The sequence below is a fragment of the Halomonas denitrificans genome (genome assembly GCA_019800895.1).
Lineage (GTDB): Bacteria > Pseudomonadota > Gammaproteobacteria > Xanthomonadales > Wenzhouxiangellaceae.
In genome coordinates, this window is sequence record JAHVKF010000001.1 from 112,442 (window position 1) to 135,662 (window position 23,221).

The 23,221-nt window shown below is 68.3% G+C and carries 14 protein-coding genes; 7 read left to right on the plus strand and 7 right to left on the minus strand.

Annotated elements, in window-relative coordinates; all coding sequences use genetic code 11:
* Nucleotides 1-23: 23 nt before the first annotated feature.
* Genes cydC through KUV67_00505 form a run of 4 tightly spaced genes read right to left on the minus strand, consistent with a single transcriptional unit; the run spans nucleotide 24 to nucleotide 5,887 of the window.
* On the minus strand, nucleotides 24-1,721 hold the full coding sequence (cydC, locus tag KUV67_00490; protein MBY6203353.1) for a thiol reductant ABC exporter subunit CydC: 1,698 nt from the start codon (nucleotides 1,719-1,721) through the stop codon (nucleotides 24-26).
* On the minus strand, nucleotides 1,718-3,490 hold the full coding sequence (cydD, locus tag KUV67_00495; GenBank protein ID MBY6203354.1) for a thiol reductant ABC exporter subunit CydD: 1,773 nt from the start codon (nucleotides 3,488-3,490) through the stop codon (nucleotides 1,718-1,720). The genes cydC and cydD overlap by 4 nt, the downstream gene beginning before the upstream one ends.
* A complete protein-coding gene (gene cydB, locus KUV67_00500) occupies nucleotides 3,474-4,478 on the minus strand; it encodes a cytochrome d ubiquinol oxidase subunit II (GenBank protein ID MBY6203355.1) in 1,005 nt (334 codons plus the stop codon). Before cydB ends, cydD begins: the two co-directional genes overlap by 17 nt.
* 2 nt (nucleotides 4,479-4,480) lie before the next feature.
* Complete coding sequence (locus KUV67_00505) at nucleotides 4,481-5,887, minus strand: cytochrome ubiquinol oxidase subunit I (GenBank protein MBY6203356.1); 1,407 nt, start codon at nucleotides 5,885-5,887, stop codon at nucleotides 4,481-4,483.
* 341 nt (nucleotides 5,888-6,228) lie between these two features.
* On the opposite strand from KUV67_00505, the gene KUV67_00510 reads away from it, so the two are divergent.
* The 6 genes from KUV67_00510 (at nucleotide 6,229) to KUV67_00535 (ending at nucleotide 14,116) form a co-directional block, all read left to right on the plus strand.
* Complete coding sequence (locus KUV67_00510) at nucleotides 6,229-7,332, plus strand: leucine dehydrogenase (protein MBY6203357.1); 1,104 nt, start codon at nucleotides 6,229-6,231, stop codon at nucleotides 7,330-7,332.
* 136 nt (nucleotides 7,333-7,468) lie between these two features.
* The gene (locus KUV67_00515; GenBank protein ID MBY6203358.1) at nucleotides 7,469-8,617 is read left to right on the plus strand and encodes an acyl-CoA dehydrogenase family protein; all 1,149 of its coding nucleotides are present in this window, start codon (nucleotides 7,469-7,471) and stop codon (nucleotides 8,615-8,617) included.
* Between the two features lie 97 nt (nucleotides 8,618-8,714).
* Complete coding sequence (locus KUV67_00520) at nucleotides 8,715-10,544, plus strand: SLC13 family permease (GenBank protein MBY6203359.1); 1,830 nt, start codon at nucleotides 8,715-8,717, stop codon at nucleotides 10,542-10,544.
* 78 nt (nucleotides 10,545-10,622) lie between these two features.
* Complete coding sequence (locus tag KUV67_00525; GenBank protein ID MBY6203360.1) at nucleotides 10,623-11,792, plus strand: acetyl-CoA C-acyltransferase; 1,170 nt, start codon at nucleotides 10,623-10,625, stop codon at nucleotides 11,790-11,792.
* Nucleotides 11,793-11,990: 198 nt separating this feature from the next.
* Complete coding sequence (locus KUV67_00530; protein ID MBY6203361.1) at nucleotides 11,991-12,401, plus strand: secondary thiamine-phosphate synthase enzyme YjbQ; 411 nt, start codon at nucleotides 11,991-11,993, stop codon at nucleotides 12,399-12,401.
* Nucleotides 12,402-12,529: 128 nt separating this feature from the next.
* Nucleotides 12,530-14,116 (plus strand): peptide MFS transporter, encoded by a 1,587-nt coding sequence (locus tag KUV67_00535; GenBank protein ID MBY6203362.1) that lies wholly within the window; start codon nucleotides 12,530-12,532, stop codon nucleotides 14,114-14,116.
* 52 nt (nucleotides 14,117-14,168) lie between these two features.
* Here the strand turns inward: KUV67_00535 and KUV67_00540 are convergent, their stop codons facing one another.
* Nucleotides 14,169-15,359, minus strand: a complete 1,191-nt coding sequence (locus KUV67_00540) for a DUF4105 domain-containing protein (GenBank protein ID MBY6203363.1) — start codon at nucleotides 15,357-15,359, stop codon at nucleotides 14,169-14,171.
* 72 nt (nucleotides 15,360-15,431) lie between these two features.
* Nucleotides 15,432-18,722 carry a PDZ domain-containing protein gene (locus KUV67_00545; protein ID MBY6203364.1) on the minus strand — a complete coding sequence of 1,097 codons (3,291 nt, stop codon included), beginning with the start codon at nucleotides 18,720-18,722 and terminating at the stop codon, nucleotides 15,432-15,434.
* A gap of 158 nt (nucleotides 18,723-18,880) precedes the next feature.
* Here KUV67_00545 and KUV67_00550 point away from each other — a divergent pair, with 158 nt between their 5' ends.
* Entirely contained in the window at nucleotides 18,881-19,573 is a 693-nt protein-coding gene (locus KUV67_00550) for a hypothetical protein (protein ID MBY6203365.1), read from the plus strand.
* A gap of 124 nt (nucleotides 19,574-19,697) precedes the next feature.
* Here KUV67_00550 and KUV67_00555 read toward each other — a convergent pair whose 3' ends face one another.
* Nucleotides 19,698-23,153, minus strand: coding sequence for a S8 family serine peptidase (locus KUV67_00555; protein ID MBY6203366.1), 3,456 nt, complete (start codon nucleotides 23,151-23,153; stop codon nucleotides 19,698-19,700).
* Nucleotides 23,154-23,221 lie beyond the last annotated feature (68 nt).

Here is a 23,221-nt window from a genome sequence, read left to right on the forward strand (position 1 = left end):
TCCCGCATAGGGCTTTCGCAGCGTCAGGCGGCGCCCCCGGCCACCAGCCGGCCGCGCTCGAGCACGAGTTCACGGTCGGGACGCAGGCTCCCGGCCGCGTCGTGCGACAGAACGACCACGGTGCGATCGGCCAGCCAGGGCTCGATGCCCTCCGCGACCCGCGATGCGGTCGCCTCGTCGAGGCCGGCGAACGGTTCATCGAGAACCAGCAGGCCGCGTCGCGTCAGCAGCAGGCGAGCCAGCGCCAGGCGCCGCGCCTGGCCACCCGACAGTCCGGCCCCCCGCTCACCCAGCCAGGTCGAGAGACCGCGGGGCAGATCGCGGGCCCAACCGGCGAGGTCCACCGCATCGAGCACGGCGTCGAGGCGCGCGGTCGATGCCTCGGGATCGCCGAGACGCAGGTTGGCCTCCAGCGTATCGCTGAACAGCGTCGGGGCCTGTTCGAGAATCCCGGACCGCGCCAGGCGCACGGCTTCGTCGATCGCGAACGCGTCCGCGCCGTCGATCCGCACCGAGCCCCGACCAGGATCCAGCTCGCCGGCGATGATCCGGCCCAGGGTGGACTTGCCGCAACCGCTGTCGCCACCGATGACGACCCGTTCCCGCGGCGCCAACGACAGGTCGAGCCCGTCGAGTACCGGCGCCTGGACCCGGCTCCAGCGAAACCCGACGTCGTCGAGCTCCAGCCGCGGTGCGGGCGACCGACCGGCACCCGAAGATCCTGGCGCGCCGTGCGTCGATCGTCGGCGCGCATCTGCCGGGGGTGCCCCTCCGAGCTGTTCGATCCTGCGCGCGGCCGCTTCGCAGTTCGCCCGCAGTATCCAGCCGCCCGGCAAGGCCTGCAGCGCCTCGACCAACCCGAGCATCAGCAGCGACAGACCCGCAGCAGCGGGCCCCGTGAGCCGCCCCGCGTCGACCATCAGCAGGCCGCCGATCAGCACGGCCCAGAACGCGACGTAGCCCAACGCGCTGGTGCTGGCCTGGCCCAGCGCCTCGAGCCGGCGCTGCCGGTGCTGCGCACGGACCTGTAGAACGGCGCGGTTGACGACGCACTCGGCCCGCTCGGCGGCGCGACCCACGCTGACGAGCTCGGCCAGTCCGTCGACCCAGCTGGTCAGGTCCGCGCGCATCCGCGCGTTGTCGCGCACGATACGGCGCCCCGGCGCGGCGCCGGCTCTCTGCAGGAGCGACAGCACCGGCACCGTGGCCAGCGGAAGAACGATCACGATCGGCAGGAGCTCGGGTGCCAGCAGCAGCGTTGCACAGATCGCGATCGCGAACCCGCCGAGCGCGGCCACGCCGGGCAGCAGCCAGCGCGGGACCAGCAGCTCCAGCGTGTCGATATCGCGGGTCAGGCGCGTCAGCAGGTCGCCCTCGGCCACCGCGCCGAGCCAGCGTACGGGCCGCGTCATCAGCCGCCGGAAGGCGCGTCGCCGAAGCGCCGAGAGATGTCGGAGCATGGCGTCGTGACCGGCCAGTCGCTCGCCGTAGCGAGTCACGGTGCGGCCCACCGCCGCGGCCCGGATCGCCGCGCCGGGCGCGAAGATGTCGATCATGGGGATCATCGATAGCCCGACCAGTCCCGCCGCCGTGATCAGCCAGCCGGAAATCGCCAGGAGGGCCGCCGCGAACCCGGTTCCCAGCACCGCCAGCGCGGCCGCCAGGACGATCCGGCCGCGGACCCGGCCAGCGCTCCGTGCGATGCGGCGCAGCGCGCTCATCGCACGCTCAGCTCTGCCACGCGCCCCGCATCGATGCGCACGACGCGGTCGGCACGCTCGATCATTTCCGGCCGGTGACTGGCTGCGACGACCGTGACGTCGCGGCTCTCGAGCAGCGATGACAGCGCGTCCAGCACCCGCCGCTCGCCCCGTCGATCGAGATGCGCGGTGGGTTCATCGAGCAGCAGCACCGGCCTCGGCCTGAGGAGTGCACGGGCCAACGCCACCCGCTGGATCTGCCCGCCCGACAGGCGTTCCCCACGCTCGCCCACCGCGCTGTCGAGGCCCCGGTCCAGACGATGCGCGAAGTCCATCACTCCGGCGGACTCGGCGATCGCCTCGACCTCCTCGGTCGTTGCCTCGGCCCATCCGAGCGCGATGTTCTCGTAGAGCGTGCCCGGAAACAGCGTCGGCCTCTGGCCCAACCAGGCGACGCGGGCGGCCCGCTCGGTCTCGGACCATGGCGCGGCGTCTTCGCCGCCGATCTCGATACGGCCGGCCGCCGGGTGGAGGAACCCGGCCAGCAGGTCGATCAGCGTGCTCTTGCCGCCGCCGCTCGGCCCGCTGAGCACCACCCGCTCCCCGCGTTCGAAGGCCAGGTCCAGTCCGTCGAACAGCACGGGACGATCCGGGTAGGCGAAGCACAGGCCACGGATTCGAACCGGCGCGGCCGTCACGACCGAGCAAGCGCCGGCCGGCGCGCTCGCTGCCGACCCGGTTCGGGAGACGCCCGGCCCGTCCGACGAGCCGGATGCCGCTTGACGCCCTGCCCTGCTGGCGGGTTCGGCCCCCGGGTCCGCGGGCCCGAGAACGGTCGCGACTTCCGCGACCGCGGCACGCGCATCGGCCCGGTCGTGCCAGCCCTGCGCCATCGCACGCAGCGGCGCGAAGAACTCCGGCGCGAGCAGCAGCACGAACAGCCCGCCGGCCAGCGTCAGGTCGGCGGCCGGACCAAACGAGAGGAAACCGAGCAGGCCCATGCCGACGTAGATCGCGACCGCCGCGATCGCGACCGACGCGAAGAACTCCAGCACGGCGGACGACAGGAACGCGAGCTGCAGGACCCTCATCGACGCCCGGCGCAGCGCGTCGGTCCGCTCGAGCACCTGGCCGTCGGTCTCTCCTTCGGCGCCGAATCGCTTCAACGTCGCGGCGCCGCGCAGGCGATCGAGAAACCAGCCACCGAGGCGCCCCAGCGCGTCGACCTGGGCCCGCGCGCGCGCCTCGGCGCCCCAGCCCACGAGGACCATGAACAGGGGAATCAGCGGTGCGCTCAACAGCAGGAAGGCACCGGCCACCCAGTCGACGACGAAAACCACCGCGAGCACCATGGCCGGCACGATCGCGGCCGCGAACTGCTGCGGCAGGAACCGCGCGTAGTAGGCATCGAGCTTCTCGATCTGGTCGTCGAAGGCGGCCAGGACCCGCCCGGTCGGCGGCGCGACCGCCGGTCCGGCGTTCCGAAGGGCGTCGAGCATGCGTCGACGAAGATCGACCCGGATGCCGGCGGACGCGCCCGAGGCCAGCGCCGACCGCGCACCGAGCACGACGGCCCGCAGCAGCAGCGCGGCCAGCAGACCGGCAGCAAGCGCCATGGCCGGCGTTCGGGACTCGACGACCACCTGGCGGACCAGCGCAGCGATCGCGCCGGCCTGGGCGAGGATCAGCCCGGCTTCGATCACGGCCAGGCCGGCCATCGCGGGACGAAGCCAGCCGGGCGCCTGCCGGCCCAGCCAGGCGCCGGTCGAACGATCAGTGACCGCCGGCACCGTCCTTGACCTTGCCTCGGAACACCCAGTAGTTGAAGACGGTGTAGAGCAGGATGATCGGAATCAGGAACAGCATGCCCAGGAGCAGGAACAGTTGACTGCCCGGCGCCGATGCCGCGTCCCAGAACGTGTAGTCCGGCGGCACGGCGTAGGGCCACATGGAGATCAGCAGCCCGAGATAGAACAGGCCGAACAGCACCATGGACCCGACGAAGGGAACGACGTCGCGACGCTCGCGGATCGCCCGCCAGACCCACAGCAACGCGGCAAGCGTCGCGACCGGAAAGATCCAGAGCCAGGCCATGCCGTCCAGCCAGCGCTGCTGGACGAAATCCTTGCTCAGCGGCGTCCACAGGCTGACCAGCAGGAAGAACGCGAAAACGGCGATCAGCAGCCGCTCGCTCGCCTTGAACGCCCACTCCTGCGTATGGCCCTCGGTTTTAAGCACCGTCCAGGTGGCTCCGAGCAGCGCATAGCCGGTGACGACGCCCAGGCCGGTCATGACCGTGAACGGCGTCAGCCAGTCGAAGGGCCCGCCCGCGTACTGGAAGTCGACGACTTCGAACCCCTGGAGATACGCGCCCACGACCGCGCCCTGGGCGAAGGAGGCCACCGTCGAGCCGATGCTGAAGGAACGATCCCACCAGCGACGCGACCGATCGCTGGATTTGAACCGGAACTCGAAGGCGATGCCGCGGAAGATCAGGCCGGCGACCAGCAGGAAGATGCCGATGTACAGCGCCGGCAGAAACACCGCATAGACCAGCGGAAACGCGGCGAGCAGTCCGGCGCCGCCGAGGATCAGCCAGGTCTCGTTGCCGTCCCAGATCGGCGCGACCGAATTCATCATGCGGTCGCGGGACAGGTCGTCGGGTGCGAACGGGAACAGGATGCCGACGCCGAGATCGAAACCGTCCATCAATACGTACATGAAGATGCCGATGCCGATGATCACGACCCAGATCAGGGTCAGGTCGATGGTTTCCACGCTCAGGCCTCCTTCGGCACGGCGCCGGTCATCGTCAGCGGATTCGCCGACAGCGGGCGCTTGGGGCGCGCGGATTCGTCATCCTCGAGGTGTTCGATCGGATCGGGTCCGGCCATGACCACGCGCCGCAGGTAGTAGAGCCCGGCGCCGAAGACCACCGCGTAGACCGCGATGTAGCCGATCAGCGTGGCCAGGGCCATCCCGCCGGTCAGCGACGGCGTGATCGCCTCGTCCACCCGCATCATTCCGTAGACCACCCAGGGCTGACGGCCGATCTCGGTGGTGAACCAACCCGCGAGAACGGCCACGAACGGTAGAGGACCGACCCAGGACAGTACCTTGAGCAGGCGCGGCGAGTCGAACAGGCACCCCCGCATCAGCTGGACCGCGGCAACCCAGGACAGGAGGATGAACAGTACGCCGAGCCCGACCATGACGCGGAAACTCCAGAACACCGGCCCGACCGGCGGACGATCCTCGGCCGGTACCGACTTCAGACCCCGCACCTCCCCGTCCAACGAGTGGGTCAGGATCAGGCTGCCGAGCTTCGGGATCGCGACCTCGAAAAGGTTCTCCTCGGCGTCGGCGTCCGGGATCGCGAACAGGATCAGCGGGGCCCCTCGCTGCGTTTCCCAGTGCCCCTCCATGGCCGCCACCTTCATCGGCTGGTATTCGAACGTGTTCAGCCCGTGCAGATCGCCGATGAACATCTGCAGCGGCGTGGCCACGGCGAGCATGACCACGGTCATCCTCAGCGCCATTCGACCCGATCTCGGGTTGCGGCCGCGCACGAGGTACCAGGCACTGACCGCAGCCACGACCAGGCCGCCCGTGATGAACGAGGCCAGCGCCATGTGCGCGAAGCGATACGGCAGCGAAGGATTGAAGATCGCCTCGATCCACGAGGTGACCTGGAAACGGCCATCGATCAGCTCGACACCGGCCGGGGTATGGAACCAGCTGTTGGTCGACAGGATCCAGAACGAGGAAATGAACGTCCCCAGCGCGACCATGCAGGCGGCCAGCAGGTGCAGTCCCGGCGGTACCCGATCGCGGCCGAACAGCAGGACGCCGAGGAAGGTTGCCTCGAGGAAGAACGCGGTGACCACTTCGTAGCTGAGCGCGGGGCCGAGGAAATTCGACGCGGACAGCGAGAACTGCGACCAATTGGTACCGAACTGGAACGCCATCACGATTCCCGACACGACACCCATGCCGAACACCACCGCGAAGATCTTGATCCAGAAGCGGGAAAGCTTTTCCCTCACCGGATCCGGACGCCGGTAGTTCAGCGCCTCGAGGAGCGCGATCCACGCGGCCAGTCCGATCGTGAAGACCGGAAAGATGGCGTGAAAGGAAACGACGAACGCGAACTGGATTCGCGAAAGGAAGACCGGGTCGAGCTCCATCGATGTTCTCCGACAACGAGCTGTTACATTGTAACTTTGGTTACGGTGCAGCGCGGTCGCGGAAGCGGCTGCGATCGTGGGCTTCGAAGCGCTGCCGCCCCCCCCCGAGCACCTGCCAACAGTAGCATTCCGGCGTCATCGCGAGGACAAGGAACGGCAGGTTCCACGCGGACCGGCGGACGGAACCGCGGGCTTCCCGGATCGGCTAAAATAGTCGGCTGAATCGAGCCCGGTGCGGACCCGTCCGGACCGAGTTCGGCTCGCTCATCTCCACCGGTCTCGGGGGCCGGTGTTGTCGCCGTCGATTCGCGCCGAAAGAAGCGCGAAGCCTGGAGGATTGAATGAATCTTTTCGAAACCATCCATACGACCCAGCACGAACAGGTCGTGTTCTGCCACAACAAGGATGCCGGCCTGAAGGGCATCATCGCGATCCACAACACCACGCTCGGCCCCGCCCTCGGCGGTCTGCGGATGTGGCCCTATGCCACCGAGCAGGAAGCGCTCGACGACGTGTTGCGCCTTTCTCGCGGCATGACCTACAAGGCCGCAGTGGCCGGCCTGAACCTCGGCGGCGGCAAGTCCGTGCTGATCGGCGACCCGCGCACGGACAAGTCCGAAGCGTTGTTCCGCGCCTTCGGCCGCTTCATCGATTCGCTGAACGGCCGCTACATCACGGCCGAGGACGTCGGCATCGATGTCAACGACATGGAGTACGTGTTCCAGGAAACCGACAACTGCGTCGGCGTCCACCAGGTCCACGGCGGATCCGGCGATCCGTCCCCGTTCACCGCGTTCGGCACGCTGCAGGGTATCCGTGCCAGCCTGCAGCACAAGTTCGGCAACGAAGAGGTCGGCAATTACTCCTACGCCGTGCAGGGTGTCGGCCACGTCGGCTTCGAACTGGTCAAGCTGCTGCGCAACGAAGGCGCCAAGGTCTTCGTGACCGACATCAACGACGAAGCCGTCCAGGCCTGCGTCGATCTCGGCTGCGAAGCCGTGGGACTCGACGAAATCTACGATGTCGACGCCGACGTGTTCTGCCCGACCGCGCTGGGCGCGATCGTCAACGAGCAGACCATCCCGCGCTTCAAGTTCAAGATCGTCTGCGGCGCAGCCAACAACCAGCTGGCCACCGACGAATGCGGAAACGAACTGGCCAGCCGCGGCATCCTGTACGCACCGGACTATGCCGTCAACGCAGGCGGCCTGATGAACGTCTCGATCGAGTTCGAGGGCTACAACCGCGAGCGCGCCAAGCGCATGATGCGCACCATCTACTACAACGTCTCGAAGATCTTCCAGATCGCCGACCGCGACGGAATCCCGACCTGGAAGGCGGCCGACCGCATGGCCGAGGAGCGGGTCGCGACCATCGGCAAGCTGAAGCTGCCGTTCATGGGCCGGGCGCATCGCTTCCCGGGCCGCGAGCGCGGCAATCACTGATCGGGGCGACGGCGCCGCGGCCCTCCGCGGCGCTCTCCCCGCCAGCCCCGGTGCAAGCGCCCCGGAGGCCGGTCGACCCTCTTTCTATCCGACCGCGTGAGAGCTTGCGGTCCGCCAGACTCCGGAGACTCCAGCCATGAAGCTGTCCGAAGACCTCGAACTCCTGCGTGAATCCGTCCGGCGCTTCGCCGAGGACACGATCGCGCCGCGCGCCGCCGAGATCGACGAATCCAACGAGTTCCCGCAGGACCTGTGGACCGCGCTCGGGAAAATGGGCCTGCTCGGGATCACGGTGCCGGAATCGCTGGGCGGCTCGGACATGGGCTACCTCGCGCACCTGGTCGCCATGGAAGAGATTTCCCGCGCTTCGGCCTCGGTCGGGCTGTCCTACGGCGCGCACTCCAACCTGTGCCTTGACAACCTGTACCGCAACGGCAACGAGGAGCAGCGCCGGAAGTTCGTTCCGAAGCTGGTCAGCGGTGAGTTCAAGGGTGCGCTGGCGATGTCCGAACCCGGTGCAGGCTCCGACGTGGTCGGCTCGATGGCCTGTCGAGCCGAGCAGCGCGGCGACGTCTGGATCGCCAACGGCTCCAAGATGTGGATCACCAACGGGCCGGAGGCGGACGTGGTTCTCGTCTACATGCGCACCGCCGGCAAGGACGCCGGCTCGCGCTGCATGACGGCCTTCCTGGTCGAGAAGGACATGCCGGGATTCCGCAAGGCTCAGAAACTCGACAAGCTCGGCATGCGCGGATCGAACACCTGCGAGCTGGTCTTCGAGAACTGCGAGATCCCGGCCGCGAACGTCCTCGGGGACGTCCACGAGGGCGTGAAGATCCTGATGTCCGGACTGAATTCGGAGCGGCTCGTGCTTTCCGGCGGCCCGATCGGCATCATGCAGGCCTGCATGGACAATGTCCTGCCCTACGTGCGGGAACGGAAGCAGTTCGAACGTCGGCTCGGCGATTTCGGCCTGATGCAGGCCAAGATCGGCGACATGTACACCGCGCTGCAGTCCTCGCGCGGCTTCGCCTACCAGCTCGGCGCGGCCTACGACGCCGGCGAGCGTTCGCGCATCGACGCGGCAAGCTGTCTGCTCCATGCCTCGCGCAGTGCCGTCGAGGTGGCGCTGGAAGCGATCCAGGCCCTCGGCGGGAACGGCTACATCAACGAGTATCCCACCGGCCGCCTGCTGCGCGACGCCAAGCTCTACGACATCGGCGCCGGCACCAACGAGATCCGACGGATGCTGATCGGACGCGAACTGGTCGAGGAGCGCGGCTGACGCCGCATCGCGGGGCCGCCCACGCGCGGTCGGCCCACCCCTCGGAACCTTTCGTGTTCTGGGGTACGCTACGCCCTCCTCAATCCGGGGTTCCTGCATGACCTTCGAAATCGCATTGGTGTTCGTGATCATCGGCTGCGCGCTGTACCTGTTCGCCACCGAGAAGCTTCCGGTGGACGTCACGGCGCTGGCGATCCTGGTCACGGTCATGGCGATCCCGGTGCTGTTCCATTCCGAATGGCTGGTGGCGCGCGGCGTCGACCTCGAGGCGGCGTTCCCGACCGTTTCCGAGAGCCTGTCCGGCCTGTCCAGCACGGCCACGGTCACCGTGCTCTGCATGTTCATCCTGTCCGGCGGCATCCAGCGCTCCGGCCTGGTCCACCTGCTCGGCCGCAAGCTGTTCCCCATGGTCGGCACCTCGGAGATCCGGCAGATGATCGTGATCGGCGTGCTGGTCGGCGTGGTCTCCGGCTTCATCAACAACACGGCCGCCGTCGCGATCGCGATCCCGCTGGTGCTCGACATGGCCAAGCGCTCCAACCTGCGGGCCTCGCGGGTGCTGATCCCGGTCAGCTTCTTCGGCATGCTCGGCGGCACCCTGACCCTGATCGGCACTTCGACCAACATCCTGGCCTCGGCGATCCTCGCCGAGGAACCGGGCGTGGAACGTCAGCTGGGCATGTTCGAGTTCACCCACGTCGGCCTGATCGTCCTCGTCACCGGGCTGATCTATTTCCTGACCCTCGGCCGCTGGCTGCTGCCGAATCGCGATGCGCGACCGGTCAACGAACAGGACGAAGAAACCTTCGTCATCGAACTGGGGGTGCCGAGCGGCAGCCCGCTGATCGACAAGACGCTCGAAGAGGCGAAATTCGAGACCGCGACCGGCGTCGAGGTGATGAAACTCACCCGCGAGGAAAAGACCTGGATCAAGCGCGCCCGCTCCACCGCCGTGAGCGCGGGCGACATCGTCCTGGCCCGGGCCACCGTGCGCCAGATCATGGACCTGATCAAGGAGGACATGGTCGACGTCCTGTCGGACTTCGGAGACACGCGCAAGGCGCGACCGGACGGGCAGCTGGTCCCGATCCTGCTGCGCAATCGCGGACTGTTCAACGGCCGTACCGCGCGCGCAGTGGATTTCTGGAAGCGCTACCAGGGACGACTGATCGGCCTGGACACGAGATCGATCCGATCCCGCCGGATGGCCCAGGAAAAACTGCACGTCGGCGAGATCGCGCTGCTCGAGATTTCCAAGACCGCGCTGGCCCGGCTGGTGAGGAATTCCGACGTGGTCGTCCTCGACGAGTACGAGGACGACTTCGACACCCGCAAGATGCTGATCGCCGGCGGCATCGTCGCCGCCGTCATCCTGCTCGCCGCGCTGACGCCGCTGCCGATCGTTCTCACCGCGATCGGCGGCGTGATCGCGATGGTGGCGACCGGCACGATCGCCAAGCAGGACATGTACGACGACGTGTCCTGGGACGTGATCTTCCTGCTGGCAGGCATCATCCCGCTCGGCATCGCGATGACCAAGTCCGGCGCCGCGGACTGGGTCAGTTCGCTGCTGGCCGGCTACGCCGCCGGCTGGGACCCGATCTTCGTGGTCATGGCCCTCTACGCGGTCACGACGCTGCTGACCAGCATTCTCAGCAACAATGCCTCGGTCGTCATCCTGGTGCCGGTCGCGATCGCCCTGGGAGAGATGCTCGAGCTCAACCCGATTCCGCTGACCATCGCCGTGATGTTCGCGGCCTCGAACAGCTTCCTGACCCCGGTCGGCTACCAGACCAACACGATGATCTTCGGTACCGGCGTGCTGCGCTTTTCCGACTTTCCCAAGGTCGGCGCCCCGCTGAACGTGATCCTGATGATCGTGACCAGCTACGCGGTGACCTGGTTCTGGCCGCTGCAGCTGACCTGACCGCGCCCCGGCCCGACCCGACGCGGAGTCGAACCTGCGATAATGCCCGACTGGCTTTTCGCAACGGATTCAGCATCCATGACCGACTCCATCGTCATCGTGGCCGCGCGCCGCACCGCCATCGGCTCGTTCCAGGGCCAGTTCTCTCCCGTCTCCGCGCCCCAGCTCGGTAGCGCCGCGATCCGAGCCGCCGTCGCCGACGCCGGTATCGAAGGCCCGGAGGTGTCCGAAGTGCTGATGGGTTGCGTCCTTCCGGCCGGGGTCGGCCAGGCACCGGCCCGCCAGGCGGCGCTCGGCGCCGACCTGCCGATCTCGGTCGCCTGCACGACCCTGAACAAGGTCTGCGGATCCGGCATGAAGGCCGTGATGCAGGGCCACGACGCCCTGGTCGCCGGTTCGTCGGATGTCGTCGTTGCCGGCGGTATGGAATCGATGACGAACGCGCCGTACCTGGTCAAGCGAGGGCTGCGGATGGGCCACGACCAGCTGCTCGATCACATGTTCTTCGACGGCCTCCAGAACCCCTATGACGGCCAGATGATGGGCCAGTTCGGCGAGCAGTGCGCGTCGAAGTACGACTTCACCCGCGAGCAGCAGGACGCGTTCTCGCGCGCCTCGGCCGAACGCGCGCAGGCCGCCATCGAGTCCGGTGACTTCGCCGCCGAAATCGCGCCGGTCACGGTCCGCACCCGCAAGGGCGAGCTCGAGATCGGCGTCGACGAGGAACCGGGGCGGATCGACCTCGACAAGATCGAGAAACTGCGCCCGGCCTTCGCCAAGGACGGCACGATCACCGCGGCGAGTTCGTCCAAGATTTCCGACGGTGCCGCCGCCCTGGTGTTGATGCGCGAAGTCGATGCGGGTGCGCGCGGCGCGAAGCCGCTTGCCCGGATCGTCGTCCATGCGACGCACTCGCAGGAGCCCGAATGGTTCACCACCGCCCCCGTCGGCGCGCTGAAGAAGGTGCTCGACAAGGCCGGCTGGAACGCCGCGGACGTCGACCTGTTCGAGATCAACGAAGCCTTCGCCACCGTGACCATGGCCGCCATGAAGGAACTGGACCTGCCGCACGAGAAGGTCAACGTCCACGGCGGCGCCTGCGCCCTCGGACACCCGATCGGCGCCAGCGGTGCACGGATTCTCGTGACCCTGATCCACGCACTGAAGGCGCGCGGCGGCAAGCGCGGGGTCGCCTCCCTGTGCATCGGCGGCGGCGAAGCCACCGCGATCGCCGTCGAGCTGGCCTGAACGGCCCGGGCGAGCTCCGCCCGCCCGCACGCCGTACGCCCGGGTGAATCCGCCCGGGTGCAGGCTGGAAACGACCACACCGGACGCCGCGATGCAGCCGACCCCGATCCGACCGGACCTGTCCCATCGGCTTGCGCGAATCGCCGCCGCCATCGCCTGCGACGCGATGGCGCGGACCGAGCGCTGCGAGGTCGGCTGATGCACGGGACGAGGGTCTCGATCGATACGCCGGGCCGGGGGCTGGTCGACGTCACGCGGCAGGTGGCCTCGGTGGTGCGGGAAAGCGGCATTCGGCTCGGCCTGTGTCACGTGTTCATCCTGCACACCTCGGCCTCGCTCCTGATCACCGAGAACGCCGATCCCGACGTCCTCCATGACCTCGAGACCGTGTTTGCCGGCCTCGCGCCGGACGGCGACCCTCGCTATCGCCATACGGCCGAGGGGCCTGACGACATGTCGGCGCACGTCCGATCGGCGCTGACCGGCACGTCGTTGACCGTGCCGGTTCGAGACGGTCGGCTCGAGCTCGGCACCTGGCAGGGAATCTTCCTCTGGGAGCACCGAACGCGTCCGCACGCACGGACCCTGTCGATCACGGTCGCCGGTTGACTTGGACCCGGCTTTTCGGGCAAGTTGTCGGACTTGATCGGCGCCCCGTCCGACCCCTGCCGACCTCGGGGTCGTCGCACTACGGGCGGCCGAACACTACATAACGAACCTTTCATCGGGGAACCTTCATGAATCAACCGACACCCGCTGCCGGCACGCCGGGCAAGACCTTCTTCGGTCATCCCGCCGGACTCGGCACGCTGTTCTTCACGGAGCTCTGGGAGCGTTTCAGCTACTACGGGATGCGCGCACTCCTCGTGCTCTTCATGGTCGCCACCCTGGCTGAAGGCGGCCTGGGCTTCGACGACGCAACGGCCACGGCGATCTACGGCCTGTACACGGCCGGCGTCTACCTCGCCGCGTTGCCCGGTGGCTGGCTCGCCGACCGCGTGTTCGGCCAGCGTGACGCGATCTGGTACGGCGGCATCATCATTGCCGCCGGCCACCTGGTGCTGTCGCTGCCCGGCTTCGGCCTCGTCGGCGAGCACTACGGCTTCTTCATCGGCCTGATCCTCATCGTGATCGGCACCGGCCTGCTCAAGCCGAACATCTCGAGCTGCGTCGGCGAGCTCTATCCGGAGGGTGGATCCCGTCGCGATTCCGGCTACGTGCTCTATTACATGGGCATCAACCTCGGCGCGTTCCTCGGCCCGCTGGTCTGCGGCTTCCTGCGCGTGAACATGGGCTGGCACTGGGGCTTCGCGGCCGCTGCGGTGGGCATGATCGCCGGCCTGGTCGTCTACAAGTGGACCGAACGGCACCTCGGTGACTTCGGCCGGGATCCCCACCCCACTCCGCCCGGCAAGGAAGGCCAGACGGCGGCAATGAAATGGGCCACCTACGGGGGTACGGCCCTGCTGTTCCTGATCGCCGTGCTCGCGCTCGAGGGCGTGTTCACGATCGACGCGGTCTCGCTGTCGCAGTACACCGTCTACGCCATCGTCGGCGTCGCCGCCCTGTTCTTCGGCCGGGTCCTCTTCGACCCCTCGCTGACCACGCTGGAACGCAACCGCACCATCGTGCTGGTCGCCCTGTTCATCGGCGCGGCCCTGTTCTGGTCCGGCTTCGAGCAGGCCGGCTCGTCGCTGAACCTGTTCGCGGAACGCTACACGGCACGCGAGATGCTCGGCCTGGTGATCCCGGCCGAGGTCTTCCAGTCGCTGAATCCGCTCTACATCCTGATCTTCGCGCCGTTCTTCTCGGCCCTGTGGATCAACCTCGGACGTCGCAATCTCGATCCGTCGATCCCGTTGAAGTTCGCCCTGGGCTTCCTCCAGCTGGGTCTCGGCTTCGCCTTCATGTGGATCGCGGCATCGCTGATCCAGGACGGCGACCAGGTCCTGCCGACCTGGCTGCTGCTGACCTACCTGTTCCACACCACCGGGGAGCTCTGCCTCAGCCCGATCGGCCTGTCGGCCACCTCGAAGCTCGCGCCCCGCAAGTACTACAGCCAGCTGATGGGCATGTGGTTCTTCGGCGCCGCCCTCGGCAACCTGATCGCGGGCCTGCTGGCCGGAGAGTTCAACGGCGACTCGGTGTCCGAGTTCCCGGCGCTCTATCGCCAGATCGTGATCTTCTGCGGTGTGGTTTTCCTCGCCTTCCTCGTCGCCACACCGTTCCTGAAGAAGATGGCGGCGCTCGACAAGGTCGAGTCGCACACGCGCGAAGACGAACCCGGCGCGTTCGAGCAGGACGTGCCCACGGGCAGGACCTGACCCGCCCGCGCGCTCGACCCGACCGGCCCCGCCACGCGGGGCCGGTTTCGTTTCAGGAGGCGCCCGTGCGGCCCGGAGCGCTGCCCGCGCGCCGCCAGATCCACAGGGCCAGAAGCTGCGCCGGCACCAGGGCGAGGAGCAGGTCCAGGTTCCACTGGTTGCCGGGCACGAGCTTCAGCAGCACAGCGAGCAGCAGGCCGGCAGCGATGAGGCCGGCAGCGACGCGCTCGGTGCGGCCGCCGCGGGCGCGCCAGAGCAGTCCGAGTAGCGGATTGAGCAGCAGGAGGTTTTCGTTGGCCGCGGTCACCGCATGCGATGTCGCCAGCCACAGGTACAGCAAGAGGCTGCCGCCGAGCGCATTGAACGCCAGCCAGGCGCGCCAGCCGGCAAGCCGCACGGCCCGGCGCCGGAATACCGCGAGCGGAAGCGCCAGCAGGCCCAGCGCACAGCAGAGCAGGCCCAGGGTCGCCCCCCACGGAAACGAGGGTGTCGGCGCCGGATCCGGCCGCGCCGATTCGTGGAGCATGCGGTCGTCGATGACCAGGGGGCGGGTCCCACCCTGGCCGTCATCGACCCGCAGGTCGCCGATCTCGCGCGCCACCACCTCGGGCAGGAACATCTCTTCCCAGGCGGTCCGGGGCCGGTCGACGCGACGGCCCAACGCAGCCTGGATGCCCAGGTACAGGGCCGGATCCGGTCGTACGAGCCGTCGCGTGTGCTGGCGGAGGTCCAGCACCGCCGGCCTCGACCCGGTCGCCTCGCGCAGGGCCCCGTCCAGCGCGAAATCCAGCGCGTCGCGGATGCGTGTCGAGCAGTTGTTGAAGTAGTAATCGTAGGCGAAATCGCGGGTGTCGGGCTGGACCCGCTGCTCGAGCCAGTCGCTCAGCCTGCGAATCGTAGCGTCGTCGAGATCCAGCAGCTGGGCGCGGACCGAGCGGTCCCGCCACTGGTAGTAGGCCAGCTCCTCCACCGGGTCGCGAGCGACCGCGTAGTACACGAGATCGCCCTGGAGGTAGTCGAACACGAACCCGGGCGTATCGAAATCGAAGAAGCCGAAGTTGTAGACCGTGTCGATCCCGCGTTCGGGATCGCGGATCCACAGCGCGTTGTGGCCGAAGCGTTCCTCGATGCGGTCCGCGGTGCCGTAGGTCATCAACCAGGCGTCGGCTGCGGCAGCCGGCAGCGTCGTCGTCAACGGGGCCAGCAGGACCAGCAAGAGCGTCGGGAGGCGTGCAGCTCGCATCGGACAGGTTCCGGGAGGATCCGGCGCGAAGCATAGCAGCCGCCCGGCCGACCGGGCGGTTGCGCAGGAACCTTACGGCGTCTTGACCGGCGGCGCCGGCCGCTCCGGCGCGCCCGGCGGATCCATGGCCACGCGCTCGAGCAGGTACTCGATCGCCGTCTCGAGCTGACGGTCCCTTCCGGCGATCACGCTGGCCGGATCGTTGTCGACCTCGATGTCCGGGGACACGCCCTCGCCCTCGATCACGTACTCGCCGTCGGTATTCAGGAACCCGAATTCCGGGACGTTCACCGAGCCCCCGTCGATCAGCGGCCCGTGGTTGGTGATGCCGACCACGCCGCCCCAGGAACGCTTGCCGATCAGCGGCCCCAGGCCGGCATTCCTGAACTGGTACGGGAAGATGTCGCCATCGGAGGCCGAGTTCTCGTTGAGCAGAGCCACGAGGTGGCCGCGGAAGGCCTGGTAGGGATAGTTCGTCGGCTCCGGCATGGTGCGCGAGTAGCCCAGCGAAAGGGGCTTGCGCGCCAGCCGCTCGATGACCATCTGCGACACGTTGCCGCCGCCGTTGCCGCGGACGTCGACGACCAGACCCTCTCGATCGATCTGCCCGTAGTACCACTTGATGAACTCGCGGATGCCGTCGGCGCCCATGTCGGGAAGGTGCAGGTAGCCCAGGCGGCCATCACTGGCGGCTTCCACCGCGGCCTTGTTGGCCCGGACCCAGGCCAGGTAGTGCAGCGGCTGTTCGTCGTCGATCGGCCGGATCACCACCTCGCGGGCGTCGTCGCCATCGGGACGGTCGGCCACCGTCAGGGCCAGCGGGCCGTTGCCGAGGCCGGTCAGCAGGCGATAGGGGTTCTCGCCTTCGGTCAACGGACGACCGTTGATCGCAAGCAGATACGCTCCCGGATCGACGACGCTGCCCGGCTCCGTCAACGGCGAGCGGTAGCGCGCCTCGTCGTTCTGACCGGCCAGGATTTCGGAGACCCGGTAGCGGCGCGAGCGTTCGTCGAGTTCGAGGCGAGCGCCCAGCAGCGCGACCGTGGGACGGTCCGGCAATCCGAGATCGCCGCCGGCGACGTAGGCGTGCGACACGTTGAGCTCGGCGATCATCTCGCCGAGCAGGTCGTTGAGGTCCACCCGGTGCGCGACATGCGGCAGCAGCATACGGTAGCGGCGGCCCAGCGCTTCCCAATCGTAGCCGTGCATGTTCTCGACGTAGAAGAAATCGCGGAACCGGCGCCAGGTCTCGTCGAAGGCGGTGCGCCATTCGGCGACCGGATCGATCTCGGCGACCAGGCCGGAGCGATCGACCGTGGTCGCGTCGCGGCCGTTCTTCACCGGCCGCACCTTCCAGTCGCTGCCGTGGCGGGTCATGATCGTCCGGCGATCCGCGCTGAGGTCGGCGCCGGCGAGGTCCTCGATGAAGGTCGTGGTCTTTTCCTCCTCCAGGTCGTAGCGCTTCAGGCGAGGCGCCGTGGACCAGCCCCGCCCGTAGTAGAACGGGTCGGTTTCGGCCAGCAGCAGCGCACCGTCGACGGCCCAGAGATCGGCGTAGTTCGACGCCTCGACCGGAACGCGAACCACCCGCTCGGCCAGCCCATCGAAGTCGATCTCCACGTCGCCGTTCGTTGCCTCGTTCTTGTCCTGCCCCCTGTCGTCACCGTCCGTGTCTTCCTCGTCGCCGTCGAGGATGCCGTCGTCGGACGCATCCTCCGGCGCGAAGGGATTCGGGGCCTCGTCGGTCAGCCCGTAGGCCAGTACTCCGGTCACCCTGTTGGTCGCGAAGTTCCATTCCCGGCCGGAGATCTGCGGCGCGAACTCGCGGTCGGCGAGCACGAAGAGGTGCTGTCCGTCGCTGGAAAACACCGGGTGGTACTCCGAGAAGAGCCCCTCGGTCACCTGGCGGGTTCGCCCACTCTCGACATCGTGGACGTGGACCGCGCGCAGCTGGTTGGACCGGGTCAGGCTGAACGCGAGATAGCGCCCGGAGGGCGACCACTCGTAATCGCGGTTGCGCCAGGCGGGGTCGCGCCCGACCTCGACCGCGCGCCCACCGTCGACCGGCTGGACCCAGATTCGGCCCAGGTGATCGGAGTAGGCCAGGTGTTCTCCGCGCGGCGAGAAGCTCGGCGCGTAGAGCCGGGCCCGCTCCGGGCCATCGAGCCTTCGTCGCCCTTCGCCACCGTCCGCGGCCCCGATCCAGATCGCCTCCTCGCCGCCGGCATCGGACACCCATGCAATGGTGGATCCGTCCGGCGACCACGCCGGTTCGCGGTCATGGGCGTCGGACGATCGGGTCACGGCCCGGGTCACGCCGCCATCCACCGGAGCGTTGAACAGGTCGCCGCGGGCATAGAACAGGACCCGCTCGCCGGTCGGGCTGAGGACCGCGTCGCCCACCTGGTCGGCCACGGATTCGGCTCGGGTGCGACGGTTGACGCCGTCGTCCGGCACCCGGATCCGCAGCCGGCGGTCCTCGCCGTTGGCCACGTCGAGCACGTGCAGCGCACCACCCAGCGTGTAGACGATCCGGCCCTGGCCGTCATCGCCCGGCCACCGCACGTCCCAGTCGGCATGGTCGGTCAGTGCGTCGACCTCGCCGCTGTCCGGATCGACGCGGTAGAGATTCAGCACGCCCCGGTCCCCGCGGTCGGAAACGAAATACCCTGCCCCGCCGATCCACATCGGGTCGCGATCGGTCCCCGGGTGGTCGGTCAGCGCTCGCGCCTCCCCCCGCTCGAGATCGAACCACCACAGGTCCTGGGCCCAGCCGCCCTCGTAGCGCTTCCAGGTCCTGAAATCACGGGCCAGCGGCGTGTAGAGCATCGAGGAGTCACCGGCGTACACGCCCGACCCGGCCTGCGGCATCGGCAGGACTTCGGGCAGCCCGCCTTCCACCGGGACAACGTACAGCCGACCTTCCGACGAGTCGCGCGCGTCACGCAGTGAGCGGAACACCACGCCCGTGCCATCCGGCGTCCAGCCATGGACCTGGTGGTCGTAGCCCCAGCGCGGAGGTAGCGGGCCGGACGCCGGGTACCAGGTCAGCTGGCGCGGTTCACCGCCTGCAGCCGGCATCACGTAGACCTGTTCGTCGCCGCCGTATTGCCCGGTGAACGAGATCCAGTCGCCGTCGGGGGAGAAATGGGCGAACAGTTCGAGACCCGGGTGACTGGTCAGCCGCCGTGCCGTGCCGCCGCGATCGGACGCCAGCCACAGGTCGCCGCCGTGGGTGAACACCACGCGGTCGCCGTGGATATCGGGATAGCGAAGCAGGAGGGTCTCGTCCTGGGCAGGCAGCGCAGCGGGCGCGGCCAGCGAGGCCAGGAACGGCAGGAGCAGGAAGAGGGTTCGTTTCACTGGAAGGACTCCTTCTGGGGGCCGCGCGCGGACCGGATTCGAAGATCGCCCTCCAGTGTAGCGCTCCCCGATCGCGGCGCCGGGTGCCGGAAGTCCCGTAGACGCCGCCTGCGCCCGACCATGGCAAGATGAAATGGTCGCAACGACGGAGCACCGCCATGACCCGATTCACGCCGATTCTGTTCGCCCTCGCCCTCCAGCTGCCGACGGTCGCCTGCGCCGAAGACACGCTGGCGCTCGAACGTCCGGGCGAGCGCTTCTACGCCTACGACGAGCACACGCCCAGTCAGCGCTACATGATCCTGGCGCAGCGCGCCTATAAGGCCGGCATGCACGAGGGTGCGCTCACCCACTACAAGGCGGCCGCCTACTGGGCCGACAAGTTCGCCCAATACAACGTGGGCATCCTGCACCTGCGCGGCGAAGGCACCGAGTACGATCCGCTGCGCGGATGGGCGTGGCTGGAGCTGTCGGCCGAGCGCGGCTACCCCCAGTTCGAGGACGCCGCCGATTCGCTCTGGGCGCTGTTCAATCCGTCCGAACGGCGGCGGGCCCGGCAGATTCTCGACCGCGAACTGCTGCCGGTCTACGGCGATGCGCAGACCCGCGAGCGAACCGCCCGTGAGATGCGGTTCCGGATGCGCGATGCGACCGGGACGCGGACCGGATCGCGGGCGTTCACGGGCATGCTCACGATCATCGACCGCACCGGCTTCCCGCGCGATGCCGACGAGTTCTACGATCCCGACAAGTGGAACTTCGACACCATCGTCGAGTACGAGACGCGCCTGATGCGACAGGTCGCCGAAGGCAACGTCGACCTCGGCGAACTCGAGTTGAACGACGACTGAGCCCCTTGCGAGCTCGACCTGGTGGATGTGGGTCGCCCGAGGGCCGACCGGGGGCGGCTGTCCGCCCCCGGCGATTCGTTCGTCCTGGGCCCGTGGCCCGGTCGAGGACCGTTCGACCGGAGCGCTACGGGGTCTCGAAGCCGTCGATGAAGATTTCCTCGGTCACGACCTCGCAGGCCTCCACGCGAAGATCATCGATGGTCCAGCCGGCACGACCGCCGACGGTGCCGTCGGTTCCGACCCGGAAACGAAGCTGGATCGTCTCGTCGGCGTAGGCCGACAGGTCGATCACGTAATCGTCCCAGGCGCGCGGATCCCCGCACCAGGCGTCCATGCCGGCCAGCGGATTGGGTCCGCCGGAGAAGTCGTTGACCGTTCCGTCGTGCGCGCGGTGCAGGATCGCCGAGCCGTTCAGGTCCGTCCAGCTCGCGCCGCCGTCGGTCGAGATCTCGAGAACCGCCGCATCCCAGCAGGCGCCGCTCGCGTCCTCGAGCTCCTGGTGGTTCCAGAAGCGCAGCGTGAGCGGCAAGCGATCGGAGCCGGGCAGCGCGATCGGCGGCGAGACCAGACGCTGGTCGCTGATCGTGGCCAGGTTCTCGGCGTTCCAGGCGAAGGCACCGCCGTGAACGTTCGCGCCCGACTGCTGCCAGGTGTTCTGGATCGACCCCGACCCCATCGTCCAGCCGTTGGCGCCCGACTCCATGTCGTCGGACCAGACCTCCAGCGTGGCCGAGCCGATCGGGCAGTCACCCGGCTCCGGCTGCGTGTTGAAGCTGTAGGTCGTCGACACGGCGCTTCCGCAGGCGTTGTCGACGGTCACTCGCCAGTAATAGAAGGTCGATGAATCCAGCGCCAGTTCGACCGAAGTGTCGCGCGTGGTCACGTCGTGGACCACGTTCGAGAAGCCGGGATCGGTTGCCACCTCCAGTCGGTAGTCGAGCCCCTGCGCGACCGCCGTCCATTCGAAGGTCTGGACCGGAAGCGTGTTCACCGCGCCATCGCCGGGCGAGACGAGGCCCGGTGCTGCCGGCACCGCATCGAAGGTGTTGAGCACGAGCGGCAGCGACTTGGTCCCGGTCGTCGACGTCCCTTCGACGGCAGCGGTCGTGGTGCCGGGGGCGGAGCCCCCACCGAAGGCGACCGTCAGTGTCGAAACACCGGACGGAACCACCGGATTGGTATCGAAACTTCCGGTCACGCCGCCGGGCAGACCGCTTGTATTCAAGGTCACCGGATCGTCGAAGCCCAGCAGGCCGTCGATGGTCACGACCACGTCCTGGCTGTCCGGCACGCAGGCGGTGAGTTCCGCGGGATCCAGCGCCATGGTGAAGTCCGGCTGCTCGAGACAGTTCTGGCAGACCAGCGCGAAGTGCTGTGCGGTGGTCACGCCGGGCTGATCGAGAAGCACGCTGCCGGCGATATTGAATGCATCCACCGTGATCGTTGCCGAGCCGCCCGGCGCGGCCAACGTGACCTGCTCGATGTTGTTGAGCCGATCGGCCGAGCCGCCGGGCTGGGAGAAGCCGCCCGAGAAATTGTTGCCGAGGTAGGTCTGACCGCCGCTGACCACGGTCAGGTCGAGGTCGTTGACCATCGCCGGATTGGCCCCGACCGCGCCCGGCGCATCGGACCAGACCAGCGTGATCTTCACCGGTCGGCCCGGATCGACCACGCCCACGGTCCGGACGAACGACTCACCCGAGGCGGAGAACACCTGGGTCTGGTCCCAGAACTCGAAGCTCAGGCCGTCATCGACCAGCGTCGACAGGTCGATACGACCCCAGCCGGAGTCGTTGTTCGGCGGCGGCGTCGGTCCGACCGGCACCGCGGAATTGATCAGCAGCGCCTTGCCCATGGCCGGACTCGGGTCCACGGCGAACTGGTTGCGCCACCACTCGGTCAGCAGCACGAGGGCGCCGGAGGCGTGCGGGGCTGCCATCGACGTTCCGGTGCAGAAGGAGTACTCACCATTGGTGTTGGCGATCGCCGTGGCGCACTGGGAAGCATTGGCCCGGCGCGTCGAACTCACCGACTGGCCCGGCGCCGCGATCGTCGGCAGCCAGCGATTGTCGACGGCCGGCCCCCGGCTCGAGGAGCCGTAGATGGCGTCCACGTCGCCGGACACGCGGAAGGTCTGGGTGCCCCCGGTCACCACCACGTTCTTGGCTTCCTTCGGCGCGGTGACGCCGGAGCCGCCGGAGTTGCCGGCCGAGAACACCACCATGAACGGTTCCAGCACCGAGGGCGTGTCGAAGTTGCCGTCCAGCACCATCAGGTCATAGGTGCGCTCGGTCGCCTGGTAGCCGTGCTGGGTGCCCTCGCCGGAGGTCCAGGAATTGTTCGAACCGACCGCGCCACCGAGCAGCGCATCACGGCTCATGACCTGCCAACCGCCGGCCGGCGGCCAGCTGTTCTGCGAACCGCAGATCGGGTTCTGGGCGAAGATGCTCGCGCCCGGCGCCATGCCGTGGCCATACAGGAATCCGTCGCCGTCGACGAAGCCCGCCGTGCCGTCACCCGCCCAGATGCCGGTCACGTGCGTGCCGTGGCCGCCCGAAGTCGGGTCGTCGCCCGGATTGGCCTCGCTGCAGCCCGGGTAGTTGATGCCGCCGACGATTCGGCTGTTGTAGTCGCCGTGGGCGTACCAGACCCCCGTATCGGTGGTCGCCCAGGTCACGCCGCTGCCGTCGAGGCCGACCGACCCGAGCCAGGCCGGGTAGCCGGGAAACGGGATGTTGCTGGCATCGAGGTTGTCGGCGAGCACCTGGGCCGCGCTCTCGTCTTCGAGCTCGGGCTCGGGGCTCAGGTAGCTCAGGGCGACGACCTCGGGGATGGCGGCCAGGGCCGCGAGGGTGGCGGCGGGCGCTTCGATCACGGCGTTGTAGAGCCGTCGATCCGGCTGCGCCGGCCACGCGTCGAGCACGCGCACCCCGGCCTGCCGGCCGAGTTCGTCGAGCACACGCGAAATCGCGCCGGAATTGTAGAAATGCACATTGACGTTGCGGACCCATTCTCCGCGCGCTTTCAGCGAAGGCTGGGTCTTCAGCGTGGTCGGCAGGTCGACCGCCGCACGCACGAACGGCAGCTGGTCGGCAGCCTGGCGGCCGGCCGGCGTTGCCCAGGCGAGATAGGCCAGGCCCGGTAGCGGCTGGAAGATGTCCAGGCCTGCACGATCGAGTTCCTCGAGATCCGAAGGCAGCGCCGGACCCCGCAGCTGCACGATCGTCAGCCCCTGCCCGGCCGCCGTTCTCGACCCGGAACCCGGAGCGAGGTCGGTGGGGTCGAAGCGCGCCCCGTGCAGTCCGACGCGGTACGGCGAATCGACGCGTTCGCCGTTCACGTCGTCCGGCAAACGACCGGTTTCGTTGTCGAACACCAGCCAGCGATAGGCACCGTAGTCGCGCGTCCAGGTGGCCTGCTCCAGGGCCGACCGGGACACGGTCTGCTCCGCATCGATGCGCCAGGCGGTTTCGGCCGCCGACAGCGGACCGGTCACGGCCGCGGCGAGCAGGAGAATCGACAGTGCGATGGACGGGGGGATGGAAAGACGCGGCGACCGCGCCGGACGGCTTGAACTCATCGGGGAACTCCCAGTACGAAATCGGGCCGCGCTACGCGGCCCGTTGAAAGTACCCGAAGGCCCGCCGA